An 18907-nucleotide genomic window follows, 5' to 3' on the forward strand; every position below is an offset into this window, starting at 1 on the left:
TTGTCTTTCTAATCTTGGGATAGGCTTATTGCCTGAGCATTTCACGCGACACAATCATGCGCATGACCTGGTTGGTGCCTTCGAGAATCGAATGCACGCGCAGATCGCGCCAAAAGCGCTCGATCGGGTAGTCCTGCAAATAGCCATAGCCGCCAAAAAGCTGCAGCGCATCATTGACAATTTTGGAGCCGTTGTCGGTAGCCAGGCGCTTGGCCATGGCGGCAAATTTCGTTTTGTCCGGCGCGCCCTGCGTGACCTTTACTGCGGCCATATAAAGCAGCGCGCGGGAGGCTTCGAGATCGGTCGCCATATCGGCCAGCATGAACTGTGTATTCTGAAAATCGCTGATGCTCTTGCCAAATTGCTTGCGCTCTTTGGTATAGGCCACCGCCTCGTCGAGGCAGCGTTGCGCTCCGCCAAGCGAACAGGCTCCGATATTCAACCGACCGCCATCAAGCCCCGCCATCGCAATACGAAAGCCCTCGCCTTCGCCGCCAACCCGGTTCTCCACCGGCACTCGGACATTATCGAAATTGACCTGCGCTGTGGGTTGCGAGTGCCAGCCGAGCTTTTTCTCATTCGCGCCGAAACTGACGCCTTCCATATCTTTCTCGATAACAAGGCAAGTTACGCCGCTCGCGCCATCGTCCGAGGTCCGTGTCATCGTGACATAGAGTTCGTTTTCGCCGCCGCCAGAGATAAAGGCTTTTGAGCCGCTGACGACATAGTAATCACCATCTCGGACCGCCTTGGTTTTCAGCGAAGCGGCATCGGAACCGGCCCCCGGTTCGGTCAAGCAATAGCTGGAAATCTTGTCCATGCTGATTAGATCAGGGAGATATTTATCCTTCACCGCCTGCGCACCGAAGGTATCGATCATCCATGCTGCCATGTTATGGATCGAGATGAAGGCGCTGGTAGAAGGGCATCCGTACGCCATCGCTTCCATGATGATCGCGCTTTCCAGCCGGCCAAGCCCGATCCCGCCAGATTCTTCCGACACATAAATCCCGCCAAAACCCAGATCAGCACTTTGTTTGATCACATCGCGCGGGAAGATATGCTTTTCATCCCATTCACCGGCATGGGGCGTGATGGCATCGGCCGTGAATTTCTGGGCCATATCCTGAATGGCAAACTGGTCTTCGGTCAGGGAGAATTGATCAGTCATTTCTTGTCGTTCCATTCTTCTTTCAAAACCCGCTCGGCGAAAAGCCGGTTCAAAACATCTTCGTCGGTCCGCTCATACACAAGTTCGCGGGGCGTGATGCCCTTAATATGCGCCATGGCCGCGACCCTGCCGCTGCCGAGAAACCAGGTATCGGGTTCGATTGCGGCAATCGGGTCTTCGTAGGCCGCATCCATGGTGATAATTTCCCAGCCGTCCGCCACCAGTCCCCGCACCAGGTCATCAATGAACAGCGCTGCAATGTCTGTCTCGTGCAGCAGCAGGACATGGGCCGGAGAGCGGCCTGTCGTCCGCACCGCAATATCGTCATAAAAATTAGCGGTATCGACCATGGTTTCGACATAGAGATCGCGCAGCGCGTCCATGTCCATGGTCTTGCCTGCCTTGGCGGCTTGCGACGCCAGATAGTCAATGTGCCAGTCATAATTATCGACTGTCACATAGCCGTTGCTAAGGCCGCGCTCGGCCAGTGCCTGGCGGATCGCATCGCGCTTCTCCAGATCGCGGCGTCCTTCATCAAGATAGGGAAAGCGGAACCAGGGCCGGTAACCGTCCCGGCCTTTCAGCCATTTTTCGGCCCGATCAATCTCGGCGATATAGTCCGCCGTTTCGGTCTTCCACAGCCAGGGATGGGTATGGGTATGGTTCGCAATCACGTGCCCCGCCGCCACATAGGCGCGGATCCGTTCCTCTCCGCCTTCCCGATCCGGCTTGTCGAGATTGCCGGTGGTCACGAAAAATCCCGCCTGCTCGACACCCGCTTCGGCCAATGCAGCGATAAGCTTTATCGCCCGCTCGTCCGACGTAAAGAAACCGCCGGCATGCCGCGGAACATCGTCAAAACTGATCGCAATCCGTTTTTCTGCAACAGCAGGTTGTAAGGCGAGACCAAGGCTTGCCATCAAGATGAATAAGAAGCGCATCATGGTAGGACTGATTCCTTTCTTGTTAGAAAGGCACCTCCTATCGGCAACTACGACGCTATGCCAGTTTCCGCATCACGTCGCCGAACAAATCTTCGTCGGAAGGTAATTCCTTGGATACCGCAAGTGGCTTGGAAACCCAGGTTTCATTGATCAGATCGCGCCAGGTAATATTGTTGTTCGTACCATTGCCGCCCCAGCTGCCACAGCCGAGCGAAAATGTCTGACGCATGCCATTCCAGAGGTTTCCGCTGTTGGAGGCCGATTGCGGCTGATTCACCATCACGCGGGATGTGCGGGTCGCGTTGGCAAGCTTCATGATATTCTCGTCTGACCGCGAGTAGAGACCACAACTATGCCCCTGCCCCTGATAGGCCTGGATATTGTTGGTCAGCTCAATGGCTTCTTCAATATCGGCAGCGCGGTAAAGCGCCATGATGACGGTCAGTTTTTCACCAGAGAAAGGAAAGTCCGGGCCAAAACCGGTTTCCGGCACCATGAAGAAGGTCCGTCCTTCCGGCAGATTGAATCCAGCCATGCCAGCGATTTTTTCAGCCGGTTGCGCAACAATTGCGGTATTGAATTTACCATCAGGCCACAGCGCATCCTGCAATTTCTGTTTCTCTTCTTCATTGCAGAGATAGCCGCCCTGATGTTTCAGCTTTTCGACCATCTCGTCGTAAATGGCATCGACCAAGATCACACTATTGTCTGAAGAACAGCTCGCCGCGAGGTCCAGTGTCTTGGAAATCCGGATTTTTTCGGCGGCATCTTCCAGGTCAGCGCTCTCGTCCACGGTAATGACTGCGTTGCCGACGCCAACACCTAAAGCAGGTGTGCCGCTGGAGTAAGCTGCCGTCACCATCGCGCCACCGCCTGTGGCCAGCACCCGGTCACATTGCCGCATCAATTCGTTCGTTTTCTCAACCGAAGGCACATCAATGCTGATAACCAGATCAGCCGGTGCGCCCATTTTGACAATCGCGTCGCGCATCAGGTCACAAATCAGTTTGTTTGTCAGCTTGGCGCGAGGATGGGGAGCCACAATGATCGAGTTACGCCCTTTGACCGCTGAGATCGCTTTAATCACTGGCGTGGCTTCCGGATTGGTCGATGGCGACAATGCGCCGATAACGCCAACTGGCTTGGCGATTTTTACGATGTTGCGCTCGTGATCTTCCTCAATAATGCCAACGGATTTATCATCGATAATATCAAACAGGGTCGCCCGGGTCTTACGGAAAATCTTCAGATATTTGCCGTCATAATTACCAAGCTGCGTTTCATCAACCGTGTGTTGCGCAATTTTCTCGGCGACGGATTCCTCGGCAACTGCCCACACCATCGCACGGATCAGTTCGTCGACCTGTTCCTGCGTGTAATTTTCAATCTGCTGCTGTGCTGCACGCGACCGCGCGACCAATTCGGCGACTTCTTCCACGACGGGATCCTGTGGGTTGGTGGTTGTGTCCAGCATAGAAAGCTCCTGAAATTATGTTTTTGCCCGAAAATCAACGCAAAAGGACTCGTTGAACCGGCATTATCTTTACCGATATATATAATTCACCGCCGATAAGCATGCAACGCTGCGCGCAATTAAATTACAAAAGCAACAAAGCTCCACCGTGATACGCAATTGCTTTGTCAATCCGATTGCGCCTATCGTCAGCAAAATGAGCCACTTCACCACCATTCTAACCACCAAATGACAACTGATGTTTTAGATAAAGCACCGGTGGACCCAACGCCGGCTCCATCAACCATAGTCGGCCAAAACCGGCCGATGGCTGGTATAATTACCCGATTGGCCGCGATGCTGTCGCTTGCCATTATGTTCGCTTTCGTGAAGCTCGCCGGACAGCAAGGTGTCCATGTCACCGAAAGCCTCTTTTATCGGCAGTTAACCGCAATGCCGCTCATTTGTTTCCTGATTTGGCGCAGCACGGCAGGATGGCCTGCGATCAAATCCGACAAACACAAGCTTCATATCTTGCGGTCTGCGCTCGGAATATTCGCGATGGGCCTCAATTTCTGGGCCATGACACTACTGCCGCTGGCCGATGCAACGACGATCAGCTTTACCGTGCCGATTTTTGCAACGCTATTCGCTACCGTCATCCTCCGTGAAAAGGTCGGTATCCGGCGGTGGTCGGCGATCCTGATCGGCTTTATCGGCGTATTGGTCGTTATCCAGCCAGGTGGCAACCTGATCCCTGCGTTCGGCGCGACCGTCGCTTTGATCGGGGCATTGGTCACGGCGTCAGTAACATTGGTCATCAGGATGCTTGGCCGAACCGAAACCAGCATAGTTACGATATTCTGGTTCTCGGTCTACACCCTGCCAGCGTTGGCCGTTTGCGCCTATATCTATGGCGGTGGGCATGACGCCAAGACATGGGGCTATTTGCTTGGCGTCGGGATATTCGGTGCTATTGGCCAGCTGACAATCACGCAATCGCTGCGCTTCGCGCCCGTATCGACGATCATGCCCATGGATTATAGCGCGCTGCTCTGGGCGACGATCATCGGCATCATCATATTCGGCCAATGGCCGGGCCTATCCATCCTGATTGGTGCGCCGATCATCATCGGATCCGGCCTGTTCATCGCCTGGCGTGAGCATGTCCGCGAAACGCGTCAGGTTCACTCCAAAAACTGATAGCTTGGCAAGCCGGTGTAAAGCGCATAGCTTCCATGCCAGGGGAGAGAGATATGCAGTATTTTTGGCGCCAGGCAGCCGCATTTTGGGCAATGATAGCCTTTTCGGGTATAGCAGCGGCTAATGAACCACCCGCAGCTCCGCCCTATCCCCAAGTAACAATTTACGAAGCCGCCAGGATCATTACCATGGAACCGGGTTATCCCGAGGCCAGATTTGTAGCCACTGCGGATGGTATCATCCTCGCCCTTGCGCAAGAGATCGAAGAGCTCGATCCGTGGACCGACCGCCGGGATGTAACCGTCGACCGGCGCTTTGCCGACAAGATTTTGATGCCCGGTTTTGTCGAGCCGCATATCCACCCGATGCAGACGATCATGATGCTGCCTATCCCCTTCATCAGCCCTGAAGCATGGGAGCTGCCGGGCAAGACCTATCCCGCAGCGCGCGGCAAGGCGGCCTACGAACGGCGGTTGCGGGAAGAACTGGCAAAAAGTCAGGACGAGCTTTTCATCACCTGGGGTCATCATAAACTGTTTCATGGGGATATGGACCGCGCGGCACTGGACCGCATTTCGCCCGATCGCGCGGTGGTGATCTGGCAGCGCAGTTTTCATGAAATTATCGCAAATTCAAAGGCCCTCGACTTACTCGGCATCGGCACTGCTGAAGCTTTCAAGGCCGAATTTGACAAACCCCAGATCGACCCCGGACATGCCGACTTTGCGAGTGGTGTTATTCATGAAACCGCGCTGTTCAACGGCATCGACAAACTCCGTCCCTATCTCTTCTCTCCCGCAAAAGTACAGCAGGGCCTCGCCGATATGCGCCAGATGATGCTGGAAAACGGCGTGACCACCAGTGCCGATCTTGCCTTTGGCGGATTTGGTGGACCGGAGATGGAATCGCAGCTGTTCAAGAGCCTTTACGATCTACAGACAACCCCTTCGCGAATTCTCGCCATTCCGGTTGCGCCGCTAGTAACAGGCGATCCGAATGTCTGGCTAAAGGATATGAAAGCCAAATATGAAAGCGATAAATTCTTCTTCTCCAACCGGGTAAAGCTGTTCGCCGATGGCGCCTTTTTTGCCCAATATATGCAGATGAATCCGCCTGGTTATAGCGATGGCCATGAAGGCAAATGGCTGACCGAACCGGATGAATTGCTGAAACAGACACAGCGATTCTGGGATGCAGGCTGGAACCTCCATACCCACGTCAATGGTGACAAAGGCCTCGATATCGTACTTGATATCACAGAGAAATTATCGGTCAAAAATGGCCAGGACATTGTTATGGAGCATCTCGGTTACTCTACCGAGGCGCAGAACCGGCGGATCGGTGAAATGGGTCTCTATGTCTCTGCCCAACCCAATTATATCCGTATTCTCGGCGATACCTATGCCAAGACCGGCATGGGTCCCGACCGTGCAGCGCAGATGAGCCGGCTCGGCTCACTCGAACGCAAGGGTGTTCCGCTCGGTTTGCATAGTGACTTTAACATGGCGCCGATTGACCCGCTCTACCTCGCCTGGGTGGCGAGCAACCGGATCACGCTGGATGGCAATGCCAAGGCACCGCAAGAAAAGCTGTCCCTCGATAAAGCCCTGCGCGCCATCACCATAGAAGCGGCGCAGGTCATCGGGCTTGATGCGATGGTCGGTTCCATAGCCACTGGCAAGAAGGCCGATTTTACTGTGCTGGATCGTGACCCCTATCAAGGCGGGGCCGCCAAGCTGCAGGAGGTGCAGGTACAAGGCGTGATATTCGAGGGCCAATGGTTCCCGGCGGAGTAGACATGGCTTATTGACCGCGACCTAATCCGGTTTTCGATAATCGCGCGTGAGGCTGTCGGCGCTTCCCTTACATCGGCATCTCCATCGCCGGCGCCAGATCGATGGTTCCGCCAATGTCAAGATGCGGAGATTTTTGCGTCATAGCGATGGCAGCCTCCTGGCTTTCGGCCTGAATGATCGTGATTCCGGACAGTGGGTTCGCCCCGCCATCTTCCAACACACCATCAGAACTTACCGTCACTGATGGACCGACGGGAAGTCCGCGATCTACAACTGCATCGCCAAGACTATCCATCCACGCCATCCATTTCTGCATGTGCTGCTGACCCTCTTCCGGTGTCATCGAGGTCTTGCCGCCATGATAGGCCAAAATAAATTTCTGCATTTCATTCTCCTTCTCTGATTTTTTTAGTTTGGAAGAGCCTTTATTGCGCCGATCTAAATATGTTAAAGAACATTTTTAAAAACCTTCTATGGTTCCGTGAAACGGAGAGCATATCAATGCCTTACAGTGTAGAACACAAACAGCAGACACGGGCCAAGATCATCGAATCCGCGCGGGTACTGTTCAACCGGCACGGCTTTCAGGATGTCACGATCGACATGGTGATGGAGAATGCGGGACTGACCCGTGGCGGATTCTACAATCATTTCAAGACCAAAGAACAGCTCCACCACGCCGCGATATCCAGCTTTCTTCATGGCCGCGGCGCTGAATGGCGAAAAAATGCTGGCGTTGATCCAAATTCGCCCGGAGAGGACATGGTCCGTCAGATGATATCCGGCTATCTGTCGTCGGAACATTTGGGCGATATTGATGGACAATGCCCGATGATCGCTTTGCCCTCGGACATCGCACGCTCCAATCCGCAGGTGCAGACGTCTTACTCTGAACTGTTGAAAGCAATGGTTGGATTGTTTGAGACCGGCATTGGTGAGAAAGACGATGAATCACGACAGCGCGCCTTGTCACTGGCTGCCTTGTGCGTGGGCGGGATGGTTATTGCCAGATCGCTCCCCGATTCAGCATTGGCTGAAGAGGTGCGAAGTGCCGCAGAGAGCTTTGCTTTGGACCAGTTGGCGAGTTAGAAAGTCCGTTTCTTGCTTTTCCACTTGGCCAGCGGTTTTTCGACCCATGCATAAACAGCCGCTGACAACGCAAACGCCAATATTATCCCAATCAATGACTGCATGGCCACCGGTATGTCAGTAGCATTTTTGTAGACAAGCGTGATGATCGGAACGTGCAAGAGATAAAGGGTGTAAGAAAACAAAGCCGTCCACCGCATTGGAACAGAATTTAGAATCGCAGCAATCCACCCTCGGTCCCGGATCACGAAGTTGAAGGCGATAAACAACCCGATACCTTGCAGCGTGTAACGGAAGGTTTGACGGAAGAACTCATCTCGGATCAAAAATGTGCTCAAGAGGACCAGTGACGCCCCAAAAATCGCCAGCCAACTTACTGTAAAATGATCTTTCTCGTCCATCACGGGATTATTCCACAATGCCAGACAACATCCGAAAAGAATGGAATCAATCCTCGTATGGGTCATGATCAAAATATATTGTGGGTCTTCCATCAGCTGATAGCTCACCAGGCGCACCCCAAGCACGAAAACACATAGCCCCAGACAGACCAAAGCAATCTGGTGACTGGACAATCGCCGCGCCAGAAGCAGGTAAAAAGCCGGGAAAAGCATGTAGAAATGCTCTTCAACGCCTAATGACCAGAGCGGATATAACAGGCCGCTATACTGCTCGAAATACATGGCGTAATTGGTAAGAAACAGGAAATCCCAGACCAGATATTCATAGGAAATCTCTGCCAGAGACTGTCCTAATTGCGCGAGGACCAGCACTATGAAAATCGCAATGATCATCGGTGGAACAATTCTGACAACACGCCGGAAATAAAAGCCCCTCAGGCTAACGGTCTCGGTTCGCTCCATTTCCCTGCGCAAAAGTGTCGTGATCAGATATCCGCTCAAAAAGAAGAATATCGTGACACCAAATTGTCCGGGAACAAACTGGTTCAAACCGACATGAGACAATATCACGATAAGCACGGCAGAGGCCCGAATGCCGTCCAATCCGCTAATGTGATTCGCTTTATTTACTGGTGAATGGACTTCACCCTCTTTGCCTAGCGACATAGACAAGCGCTAAACGACGACAGGGCAAAATCTGCCCCAAAATGTTGGCACAATCGATTAAGAATTTCCCCATCCCCTGTTTTGCCTGCCGAGCAAGCTGCCATGTTGGCGTCTAATTCACCCCGCGCTCTTTGCCTTCCCAATAGGGTGCACGCAACTCTCTTCTCAAAATCTTGCCGCTCGCATTACGGGGCAATTCCGGGATCACATCAACCGATTTGGGCACCTTGAAGCCAGCAATGCGTTCCCTGGCCCAAGCGATGACGCTGTCAGCATCAATCTCACCCGCATCGGGTTTGGGCGAAACGACCGCCTTTACCGCCTCGCCCCATTTGTCATCGGGTATGCCGATTACCGCGACTTCGTTCACTTGCGGGTGACCGAAAATCGCGTTCTCAACTTCGGCTGGATAGACATTCTCGCCGCCGGAGATGATCATGTCCTTCACCCGGTCCTTGATGTAGAAATAGCCGTCTTCGTCCATGATCGCAGCATCGCCGGTATAGAGCCAGCCGTCGCTATCCACGGTCTCGGCGGTCTTTTCCGGATTATTGAAATAATGCAGCATGTTAAGACCGGATCGTGTGGCAATTTCTCCGATAGTATTGGGGGGAACTTCATTGTGCTGCTCGTCCACAATGCGCAGCTCCACGCCGGGCAACGGGATACCGATGCCGCGCATGCGCTCGTTACCTTCCGGATCATGATCTTCAGGCGGCAGGATGCACACAGTGCCGGTCGTTTCGGTCATGCCATATTGCTGGCAGAATAAGGCCTGCGGCATGGTCTGGATGCACTGGCGCAGCAGTTCCAGCGGGATCGGCGCGGCGCCATAGGTTACCGACCGCACACTGGAAAAATCCGTTTCCTTGGCGCGCGGCCAATTGACCAGCATCTGCAGCGCGGTTGGCACGAGGAAAAACTGGTTCAGCCCCTTGTCCACGCAATCGAGCACAGTATCAGGATGAAATTCCGGAATGACCATCATTGTGGCGCCGTTATAAAAAGCAATCGGACCAATGCCGGACCCCGCAATATGCGCGCAGGGCATCACCGCCAGTGTGCTGTCGTCCGGGCCAATATCAATCCACGCATGTTCCGGCTTGTCCTCGACCAGCGGGCGCATTTTGAACAGATTGTCATTAGTCAGCACCACACCCTTTGGATTACCGGTGGTGCCGGATGTGTAGAGCTGGAGCACGCCCTCTGCCGGATCGGTGGCAGGCAATTCGCCCGGCTGAGTCTCATCCATCCATGCATCAAGCGACTGCAGGCCGTCCGCCTCGCCCGCCACCAATATGGTTTTGACCGTAGCCGTTTCGGCCGCAGCCCGCTTCGCGGTTTCGGCAAATTCCGGTTCGCAGATTACCATCACGGCCTGCGAATCTTTCAAAACATAAGCAACTTCCGGCGCGGCAAGACGCCATCCAATCGGCGCGATGACGGCGCCTGCACGGCTAGCGGCGGCAAATAGCGTGAAATAGAGCGCGCTGTTCTTGCCGAGCCAGCAGATACGGTCGCCTTTTTTGAGACCGGAACCGCTAAAGGCGCGGGCATAATCGGTGACAATCCGGTCGAGTTCGGCATAGGTCACCGCCCCCGCCGCATCGTCCAGCGCGATATTGTCTGGCAGGCGCTCTGCCCAATAAGCGATAGATGATCCCATGCACCGGCGGATTTCTGGTGTTTCGTTTGACATGCCCACTCCTTAATCTCTTTTGCGCGACGTTAAGCGGTCGCCTAAATCAAGGCAAGAGCATTGACGCTGCGGCCGAAAGGTCAGTCGCGCCGATAAATCAGCGACAGGTTATTGGCAGGCATTTCAACGAGGTCGGTGCGCGTAAACCCGTTTTTCGTGGCCAACGCATCCATGTCATCAACTTCCCGAATGCCCCACCGTAAATTGCGGCTTTTAAGGCTGCGGTCAAAGTCGAGATTTCCCTGTGCCGTGGGCGCATCACCGCGAAAATAAGGGCCGTAGAGGTAGAAAGCGCTACCCGGCTCTAGCAGGAGCGCTGCCTTCTCAAATAGCCCGATAGACGCCTCCCAAGGCGCGATATGGACCATGTTGATGCACAGAATAGCAGCCGGTTTGGCAACATCCCATCTGGGCGCGAGCGCATCAAGCTGTAGTGGCGGCAGGACATTGCCCACCCCTGCCCGCTTCGTCCAGGCGGCGATGGAACGACAACCATCTGGGTCAGGATCGCTAGGTTGCCATATCAGGTTTGGGAATTTCTCACCGAAATAGACCACATGTTCGCCCGTACCGCTGGCTATTTCCAACACTGTGCCTCTGTCGGGTAACACATTCTGCAGCACCGCAATAATCGCATCGCGGTTGCGGAGAGTGGCGGGGGCGTGCTTTACATCCTCGGCGGCTGTTTGATCGCGGGACCATGAGTTTGAATCGCCCTCATTTGTCATAAAAGCGCTCCTCAATAGGTTGCCGCCGCCAGATCGCGGCTAGAAAACTGCCGATGACAACATGATAGACGGCAGAAATGGCACTGGGAACAGGCGCCAGAGCCGCTTGCACCGGATTTGCAAATTGCGCGGCGAAGGCTGGCGTTGATGCAAGACTGGACCCCAGACCACTATTTTGCATACCGACTTCAATACTGATTGTCCGTCGCTCTCCGGCACCAAATCCCAAAGCCCGGGTCAGGAGATAACCCAGTCCGAACCCGAAAATATGAAGCAGCAGAACGGCCAGCATCAATATACCAAAATGTTCCTGTATAAGCGCTTTGGAATTAGCGATGATGGCACCGACGATCAACACAATCACGATTACTGATGCAAGCGGAGATACAATTGCGATTTTCGCCGTTGCTTTGGAAAAATAGCGATTGAGCAGCACGCCGACTATCACCGGCAGTAGCACAATCGACACCATGTTGATGAACAGGTTCCACTGATCAATCTCGACAAATTTCCCCGCTAGCCATCCGGTAAGCAGCGGAGTGGCGAAAACAGCAATCAATGTCGAGGCCATGGTCATCGTCACCGACAGCGCGAGATTGGCATTGGCGAGATAGGCCACAACATTGGATGCCGTGCCGCCCGGACAGCAGGAGACAAGGATCAGCCCGACCGCCAGTCCGGTTTCCAGACCCGCCAGCATCGCAATAGCTATTCCCGCAAGCGGCATAATCGTGAATTGCAAGACAACACCCGCAGCAACACATTTAGGAATACGGGCGATCCGCTTGAAATCTTCAAAGGACAGCGTCAGGCCCATGCCCAACATGATCAGCCCGAGCATGACGCTGATCAGCGGTTGGCCCAATGGCCGGAAACGTCCGTCCACCACCCAGAGAAAATGCTCCGGTATGAACCACGCCCAGGCTGTGCCGAGGACCGTCCACAGCGCAAACAGGTTTGTTAAGCGCTGTATCATATTGCCCCCAAAACCGGCTGTCCGTCAGCCTTTACTCGGCTGCTTCAGCATATTCCTCCGGTTCTTGCCAGACCAAAATCGGTTTGCGGGCCGCCTGCGTCTCGTCCAGCCGTCGGCGAGGGGCGAAATGCGGCGCGGATTTTAGCAACTCGTCGCCCGCTTTCGCGCGTTCTGCCACCGACCGCAGGGCGCCGATAAACTGGTCAATCGCCGCCTTGCTTTCGGTTTCGGTTGGCTCCACCAACATCGCGCCGTGCACCACCAATGGGAAATACATGGTCATTGGGTGATAGCCTTCGTCGATCAGGCCTTTTGCGAGATCCAGCGTGGTCAGGCCATTGGTAAAGCCCTTATCCGAGAACAAGGCTTCATGCATGCAAGGTCCGGATTTCGCGAATGGCGCATCGAGGACATCTTCCAGACTGCGCAGCACATAATTGGCATTGAGTACCGCATCCTCGGCTACCTGCTTCAGGCCATCTGCTCCGTGACTGAGCATATAGGTGAGAGCCCGGGTAAACATCCCCATCTGACCATGAAAAGCGACCATCCGGCCAAAGCTGCTGGCATGATGCTCTTCCGCAGTTTCCTCTTCGACAAGTCGAAAATGCCCGTCCTCTGATTTTTCGACAAAGGGCAAGGGCGCGAAAGGTGCCAATGCTTCGGAGAAGACAACGGGCCCGGAACCCGGTCCACCGCCGCCATGCGGAGTCGAGAAGGTTTTGTGCAGGTTGATATGCATAGCATCAATACCCAGATCGCCCGGACGCACACGGCCGACTATCGCATTGAAATTAGCGCCATCACAATAGACCAGACCGCCTGCTTCATGCACCGCGTCGGAAATAGCTTTCATATCCGGTTCGAAGAGCCCGCACGTATTGGGATTGGTGATCATCACGCCCGCCACATCGGGGCCAAGGCGGGCTTTCAGCGCATTGAGATCAACGCGACCATCGGCGTTGGCGGGAATATCCTCAACCTTGTAACCTGCAAATGCCGCCGTCGCCGGGTTGGTGCCATGAGCGCTTTCCGGAACCAATATGACTTCCCGCGCATCGCCGCGCGCTTCGAGCGCCGAACGGATGGCAAGGATGCCGCATAGCTCGCCATGCGCACCCGCTTTTGGACTCATCGCCACGGCAGGCATGCCGGTCAATGTTTTAAGCCAAGTCGCGAGTTCATCAATAAGACCAAGCGCGCCTTGCACACTGTCCACGGGCTGCAACGGGTGAATGTCTGAAAAGCCTTTTAACCGCGCCATTTTCTCATTGAGCCGCGGATTATGCTTCATGGTGCAGCTTCCGAGAGGAAACAGGCCGACATCAATCGCATAATTCTGGCGGCTGAGCCGGGTGTAGTGACGCACGGTTTCGGCTTCGGATAGGCCCGGTATGCCAATTGCGTCATCGCGCTCAAGGCCTCCCAGGCGGCTGTCTACCGCCGGTGCTTCTGGTAAATCGACACCACTGCGATCCGGTGATCCGGTCTCGAAAATCAATGGTTCATCGACCATCAAGGCACGATTTCCGGTATGGGTCTGTACCGCGCCTGGCTCCGGCATAGCGATATTGGCTTCCTGTTTGGTCGGACGGCCTTCGGTCAACATGTTCATGCCAATTCTCCTTCCAGAGCAGTCGCCAGTATCTCGACATCCTCGTCGCTGGTCGTTTCCGTCACCGCTACAATCAATCCATGCGCCAGTTTACCCTCGTCCGGATAAAGCCGACCTAGCGATACGCCAGCCAGGATTTTCTGATCCGCAAGCTTGCGCACAATCGGCCGTGTGTCTTTATCAAGAACCAGCGTGAACTCATTGAAAAAGCTCTCATTCAGCACCGATACGCCGTCAATTTTTGTTAAGCGATCCGCTGCAGCAACCGCCTTTTTGTGGTTGAGCATCGCGAGCTCTCGCAGCCCCTTTTCGCCCAGCAAGGTCATATGCGCAGTAAAGGCCAAAGCACAAAGCCCGCTATTGGTGCAGATATTCGAGGTCGCTTTCTCGCGCCGGATATGCTGTTCGCGTGTAGACAGCGTCAGCACAAAGCCGCGCTTGCTTTCGGAATCCACGGTCTCGCCGCAAAGTCGTCCGGGCATCTGGCGAACATATTTTTGCTTGCAGCCGAACAGGCCAACATAAGGTCCGCCAAATTGCAGGCCGACGCCGAGCGACTGGCCTTCCCCTACCACGATATCGGCTCCCATTTGACCGGGCGATGTAATCGCGCCCAAAGCCACGGGTTCCGTGACCACAGCGATCAGCAAGGCCTTGTGATTATGCGCTTTTTCAACCAGCGCTGACATATCCGATATGCGCCCCAATATGTCAGGATATTGCACCACGACACAGCTGGTATCGTCATCAATCTGGTCGAGTAATTTTGCGCCGTCGGTCGCCGCTTCCAATGTCGGTGCTGCGTTAACCAACTGGTCCTTGGTGAAACGCGCCATCGTTTCCGCGACAGACACATAATGCGGGTGCAGGCCAGAGGACAGAATCACCTTGCCGCGCTTGGTAATCCGCCGCGCCATGACAATCGCCTCCCAGCAGGCTGTGGAACCATCATACATGGACGCATTGGCAACATCGACGCCGAAAAGGCGCGCTACCTGTGTCTGGAATTCAAACAGGGTCTGCAATGTCCCCTGCGCAATTTCCGGCTGATAGGGCGTATAGGCAGTCAGAAACTCGCCGCGCTGGATGATATGATCAACGCTGGCAGGAACATGGTGGCGATAAGCCCCTGCCCCCAGAAAAAACGGCATATCACCGGCCGCCAAATTTTTCCTGGCAAGGCTTTTCATATGCGCTTCAACTGCCATTTCCCCTGCGTGCACGGGCAAGTCGCGGACTGGACCATCCAGCTGCACTTCCTTGGGCACATCGACGAAAAGATCATCAATGCTATTCGCACCAATTGTCGCCAGCATGTCCTGTCGATCTTGGGGAGTTAGAGGTAGATAACGCATTTTCTTCTTCCTTGCTTAAGCCCTTCACATAGAAAGAAAGGGCTCATTCATTAGAGATTTTCGACGAACGCCTTGTAAGCCTTTTCATCCATCAGATCTTCGAGTTCCGACATGTCAGACAGGGTCAGTCGGAAAAACCAGCCATCTTCTTCAGCTGAGCTGTTAACCAGCGCCGGCTCGTCTTCCAGTGCTTCATTCACTTCGACCACCGTTCCGGAAACCGCAGCGTAAACGTCCGATGCGGCCTTCACGGATTCAACCACAGCGGCGTCATCGCCTTGATCCAGTTCCGCACCAATTTCAGGCGTTTCGACGAATACAATGTCGCCCAATTGCTCCTGCGCGTAATCGGTAATTCCAACGGTTGCTGTTTCGCCTTCAACATCCACCCATTCATGCTCATCCGTATAATATCGGCTCATAGTCTCGTCCTTTTCCCTCTTCTAATTGTCTATAATTTCGGTTTGCGGTGATAGTTATGCGGCACAAAGGGCATGTCTGCGACGGTGCAGGTTATAAGTTTGCCGCGTTGTTCCACGATGATTTCTGTCCCGGTTTCCGATAGCGCCGCCGGGACATAAGCCATGGCAATCGGCTTTTGCAGCGTTGGCGAGAAACCGCCACTGGTCACGGCGCCATTCACCTTATCATCGGCGTCGACAACACTCGCGCCCTCGCGGACCGGCTGACGGCCATTGACGAACAGGCCAACGCGTTTTTTATCAGCCTTATTCGGATATTGCGCCAATACCCGCTCTGCGCCAGCGAAATTGGCTTCTTCCCGCCGCGCTTTGGAAAGGGCAAAGTTCAAATTCGCTTCGACCGGCAGCACATTGGCGTCCATGTCATGTCCATAAAGCGGCAGCCCAGCTTCCAGCCGCAAGCTATCGCGCGCGCCAAGACCGATGGGCTTCACTTCATCCATCGCACATAGGGCTACGGCCAGTTTTTCCGCGTGCTCCGCCGGAACGCTGATTTCAAATCCATCTTCGCCGGTATAGCCCGACCGGCTAATGCCGAGCGGAATGTCGCCCCAGAGAAACGGCCCCGCTTCCATGAAATAGAGCTCACTGGGAGCGGGCCAGCCAGCTTCCAATGGCTGGATATTCAGCTTGGCCAGCGCATCAGCGGCTTTTGGCCCCTGCAGGGCGAGCAACGCAGCGTCTTCCATATGGTCGAGCGTGATATGCTCAGGTAGTTGGCCGCGCATATAAGCAATGTCGTCATGTTTGGTCGCGCCGTTCACCACCAGATAGAGATTGCGCCCGGTATTGGTGACCATCAGGTCGTCGAGAATTCCGCCGTCCTGTGCCAGCAGCAACGTATAGCGGATTTTGCCAGCGCCCAGTGCCGAAATGTTACCCGGGGTAATCGCCTCCAGCGCCTCGGCGGCGCCTTTACCGTTCAGCTGCACCTGACCCATATGGCTCACATCGAACAATCCGGCATTTTCTCGGGTCCAAAGATGCTCGGCCATTACGCCTTCATATTGCACCGGCATTTCATACCCGGCAAAAGGCACCATCCGCCCACCAAGGCTGCGGTGCCAGCTATCGAGTGGCAATGTCTTCAATGTCTCGGTTTTATTATCACTCATCAAAAATTCCGTTGGTCACAAGGGCACAGCTCACAGCAAAAGCCTGCAAAACTGCCCCCTCTGTCACGGAACCTGAGAGTTTCATGGTGCCCAAACAGCAGCCACTTACCCCTTCGGTGGAGCAACGCTTACCCCAAAGGGAGCTTGCTCTCTTTCCAGAGTGCTTGTGAAATCTGTGCGGTCCATTGGCCTGAGAGTTTCCGGGGCGGTTGCTCCTTCGGCGGCTTGTCCTTCTATGGAATCGCAAACGCTCTCCCGCACAGCATCGTGATCTATGCCTGCAAGGCGGCGATCATAAGCAGTCTTAGGAGTGGATGAGCGTGCCGTATGAGTCAATGATTCGATAGGCCCGAAGGCTGTAAAAAGTTCAGGCCGCTGTCATTCCTGCCAATTTCCATATCGCGTCATTTTCATGGATAGTCGTGCCCGGCTTGTCTTGAGCCAGAAGAGCCGCAATGGCTGATGCCACTTCCGCCGCGTCGATGGAGCGATAGCGCCGCAAAGACCCGTGCAGCAACCGATCCATTACCGGACTGGCAATAATCGCCAGGCTCTCGCCAAGCCGTGCATCACCCGACCGCTCTCCGCGCAGCAAACCCGGGCGAATGATATCGAGCCGGTCAAAGCCCTCGGAACGCAATAGTTGTTCTGCCTGTCCTTTGACTTTCAGGTAGAAACTCGAAGCTTCGGCATTGGCCATCGTCGAGGAAACGGAGATAAACTGGCGCGCACCCGCCGCCTTGGCAGCTTTGCCGACCGCGCCGACCAGATCGCGATCAACGGCGGCAAACGCCTCTTTCGATCCCGCTTTTTTCATCGTCGAGCCAAGACAGGACACCGCGCGGCCTGCTTTGACAGTGGCGATAACGTCCGGCCATTCTTTAGTCGGCGCGACATGCACAGTCGCTGCGCCATAGGATTTATCTGCCGGTTTGCGGAGCAGCAAATGGAGCGCGTTATCTCGCCCATCGGCAATGAGCTTGCGGACCAGCAAATTGCCGATCAAACCCGTCGCGCCAACGATCAATACCGGGTCTGTCATGCCTGATCTCCAAAAATTGCAGTGTGACTGTTGCTAGCATAGCGATCGGTCATGCCCGCCATGAAATCGGCAATGTGGCGCATGCGCTCGGGCTCCTCGGATGGCAGCGTTTCTGCCCAGCTTTCCGGCATCAACTGCGGCTTGTCCCGATAGGCCGTGACCAGATCCGCAACGACGATCCGCGCCTTGTCGGCGGCTTCCATCTGCTCAGGGTGGTTATAGAGATTCGCGTACATGAATTTTTTGAGCGCTCGTTCCTTCGTCGCCATATCATCGGAAAAACCGCCGATCATCATGCCAGCGCTGCGCACATCATCGCTGGTTTCGATGCCCGCGTCCCTGATCCGGCGCGCTGTCGTCTCGATCACATTATTGACCATCAAGCCAATTTGGTCGCGGATCAGTTCCGGCACCAGACGGTCGCGGTCTATGTCGGGAAAGCGCGTGCAGATATCACTCCAGCGTTCCGCGATAAAGGGTAGTACCAGCAGCTGATCAATGCTCAGCAGCCCGGCCCTGATACCATCGTCAATATCGTGATTATCATAAGCGATATCGTCGGCCACAGCCGCAATTTGGGCCTCCAGCGACGGCCAGCTATCGAGATCAAGATTCATTGGCGCATTGGCCTCCGACAAGGCCCAGGTCGGATCGGACACCGGACCATTATGTTTGGCGAGACCTTCGAGCATTTCCCATGTGAGGTTCAAACCATCCCAGCGTGGATAGGGCCGCTCCAATTTGGTCAGCGTCCGGATCGTCTGCGCATTGTGATCAAAGCCGCCAAAATCCGCGAGCGCTTCCTCCAGCGCATCTTCTCCGGCATGGCCAAAAGGCGGATGACCGATATCGTGCGCCAGACACAGCGCTTCGGTCAGATCTTCATTGAGCCCCAAAGAGCGCGCAATGGTCCGGCCAATCTGAGCCACTTCCAGACTGTGTGTCAGACGAACGCGAAAATGGTCACCGTCGGGCGAGACAAAAACCTGCGTTTTGTGGCGCAACCGGCGAAAAGATATCGAGTGAATGATGCGATCGCGGTCGCGCTGAAAATCGTCGCGAGGTCCCCGAGTGCTGCCGTCATTTTCCGGGCGGCCTTCATCATAGAGGCGTCCGCGGCTTTGGAGCGGATCACTGGCATAGCGGGCCATACCAGTCATTAATTGGGGTAT

The 18907-nt window shown here is 54.8% G+C and carries 17 protein-coding genes and 1 riboswitch; of the genes, 3 read left to right on the forward strand and 14 right to left on the reverse strand.

Features of this window, described 5'->3' with window-relative positions:
• Window positions 1-25 precede the first annotated feature (25 nt).
• Genes ACO6S1_RS19900 through ACO6S1_RS19910 form a run of 3 tightly spaced genes read right to left on the reverse strand, consistent with a single transcriptional unit; the run spans window position 26 to window position 3589 of the window.
• Window positions 26-1171, reverse strand: a complete 1146-nt coding sequence (locus tag ACO6S1_RS19900; protein WP_422344262.1) for an acyl-CoA dehydrogenase family protein — start codon at window positions 1169-1171, stop codon at window positions 26-28.
• The gene (locus ACO6S1_RS19905) at window positions 1168-2115 is read right to left on the reverse strand and encodes a polysaccharide deacetylase family protein (RefSeq protein ID WP_422344263.1); all 948 of its coding nucleotides are present in this window, start codon (window positions 2113-2115) and stop codon (window positions 1168-1170) included. The genes ACO6S1_RS19900 and ACO6S1_RS19905 overlap by 4 nt, the downstream gene beginning before the upstream one ends.
• Before the next feature lie 55 nt (window positions 2116-2170).
• Window positions 2171-3589 (reverse strand): aldehyde dehydrogenase family protein, encoded by a 1419-nt coding sequence (locus ACO6S1_RS19910; protein WP_422344264.1) that lies wholly within the window; start codon window positions 3587-3589, stop codon window positions 2171-2173.
• Between the two features lie 306 nt (window positions 3590-3895).
• Between ACO6S1_RS19910 and ACO6S1_RS19915 the strand changes: the two genes are divergently transcribed.
• Together ACO6S1_RS19915 and ACO6S1_RS19920 are read left to right on the forward strand one after the other, a co-directional pair.
• The gene (locus tag ACO6S1_RS19915; RefSeq protein ID WP_422344265.1) at window positions 3896-4771 is read left to right on the forward strand and encodes a DMT family transporter; all 876 of its coding nucleotides are present in this window, start codon (window positions 3896-3898) and stop codon (window positions 4769-4771) included.
• 53 nt (window positions 4772-4824) lie between these two features.
• Window positions 4825-6567 carry an amidohydrolase gene (locus ACO6S1_RS19920; RefSeq protein WP_422344266.1) on the forward strand — a complete coding sequence of 581 codons (1743 nt, stop codon included), beginning with the start codon at window positions 4825-4827 and terminating at the stop codon, window positions 6565-6567.
• A 67-nt stretch (window positions 6568-6634) separates the two neighbouring features.
• Here the strand turns inward: ACO6S1_RS19920 and ACO6S1_RS19925 are convergent, their stop codons facing one another.
• Complete coding sequence (locus ACO6S1_RS19925) at window positions 6635-6952, reverse strand: YciI family protein (protein WP_422344267.1); 318 nt, start codon at window positions 6950-6952, stop codon at window positions 6635-6637.
• A 116-nt stretch (window positions 6953-7068) separates the two neighbouring features.
• Here ACO6S1_RS19925 and ACO6S1_RS19930 point away from each other — a divergent pair, with 116 nt between their 5' ends.
• Window positions 7069-7656, forward strand: coding sequence for a TetR/AcrR family transcriptional regulator (locus ACO6S1_RS19930; RefSeq protein ID WP_422344268.1), 588 nt, complete (start codon window positions 7069-7071; stop codon window positions 7654-7656).
• On the opposite strand, the gene ACO6S1_RS19935 is transcribed toward ACO6S1_RS19930, so the two are convergent.
• The 10 genes from ACO6S1_RS19935 to ACO6S1_RS19980 all read right to left on the reverse strand — a co-directional run bounded on the left by ACO6S1_RS19935 (window position 7653) and on the right by ACO6S1_RS19980 (window position 18895).
• Complete coding sequence (locus tag ACO6S1_RS19935) at window positions 7653-8723, reverse strand: acyltransferase family protein (RefSeq protein ID WP_422344269.1); 1071 nt, start codon at window positions 8721-8723, stop codon at window positions 7653-7655. The genes ACO6S1_RS19930 and ACO6S1_RS19935 overlap by 4 nt on opposite strands.
• Before the next feature lie 112 nt (window positions 8724-8835).
• Window positions 8836-10422: a long-chain-fatty-acid--CoA ligase gene (locus ACO6S1_RS19940; RefSeq protein ID WP_422344270.1), complete on the reverse strand. Its 1587-nt coding sequence runs from the start codon at window positions 10420-10422 to the stop codon at window positions 8836-8838.
• An 80-nt stretch (window positions 10423-10502) separates the two neighbouring features.
• On the reverse strand, window positions 10503-11150 hold the full coding sequence (locus tag ACO6S1_RS19945; protein WP_422344271.1) for a DUF938 domain-containing protein: 648 nt from the start codon (window positions 11148-11150) through the stop codon (window positions 10503-10505).
• Window positions 11140-12126, reverse strand: coding sequence for a bile acid:sodium symporter family protein (locus tag ACO6S1_RS19950; RefSeq protein ID WP_422344272.1), 987 nt, complete (start codon window positions 12124-12126; stop codon window positions 11140-11142). Before ACO6S1_RS19950 ends, ACO6S1_RS19945 begins: the two co-directional genes overlap by 11 nt.
• 31 nt (window positions 12127-12157) lie before the next feature.
• Entirely contained in the window at window positions 12158-13741 is a 1584-nt protein-coding gene (gene gcvPB, locus ACO6S1_RS19955) for an aminomethyl-transferring glycine dehydrogenase subunit GcvPB (RefSeq protein ID WP_422344273.1), read from the reverse strand.
• The gene (gcvPA, locus tag ACO6S1_RS19960; RefSeq protein ID WP_422344274.1) at window positions 13738-15096 is read right to left on the reverse strand and encodes an aminomethyl-transferring glycine dehydrogenase subunit GcvPA; all 1359 of its coding nucleotides are present in this window, start codon (window positions 15094-15096) and stop codon (window positions 13738-13740) included. Before gcvPA ends, gcvPB begins: the two co-directional genes overlap by 4 nt.
• 50 nt (window positions 15097-15146) lie before the next feature.
• A complete protein-coding gene (gcvH, locus tag ACO6S1_RS19965) occupies window positions 15147-15518 on the reverse strand; it encodes a glycine cleavage system protein GcvH (protein WP_422344275.1) in 372 nt (123 codons plus the stop codon).
• 29 nt (window positions 15519-15547) lie between these two features.
• Window positions 15548-16693 (reverse strand): glycine cleavage system aminomethyltransferase GcvT, encoded by a 1146-nt coding sequence (gene gcvT, locus ACO6S1_RS19970; RefSeq protein WP_422344276.1) that lies wholly within the window; start codon window positions 16691-16693, stop codon window positions 15548-15550.
• Between the two features lie 168 nt (window positions 16694-16861).
• Window positions 16862-16961, reverse strand: a riboswitch (glycine riboswitch).
• A gap of 99 nt (window positions 16962-17060) precedes the next feature.
• Window positions 17061-17735, reverse strand: a complete 675-nt coding sequence (locus ACO6S1_RS19975; RefSeq protein WP_422344277.1) for an NAD(P)H-binding protein — start codon at window positions 17733-17735, stop codon at window positions 17061-17063.
• A complete protein-coding gene (locus tag ACO6S1_RS19980) occupies window positions 17732-18895 on the reverse strand; it encodes a deoxyguanosinetriphosphate triphosphohydrolase (RefSeq protein WP_422344278.1) in 1164 nt (387 codons plus the stop codon). Before ACO6S1_RS19980 ends, ACO6S1_RS19975 begins: the two co-directional genes overlap by 4 nt.
• Window positions 18896-18907 lie beyond the last annotated feature (12 nt).

It is taken from the genome of Parasphingorhabdus sp. (assembly GCF_965233695.1).
In the GTDB taxonomy this organism is placed as follows: Bacteria; Pseudomonadota; Alphaproteobacteria; order Sphingomonadales; family Sphingomonadaceae; genus Parasphingorhabdus.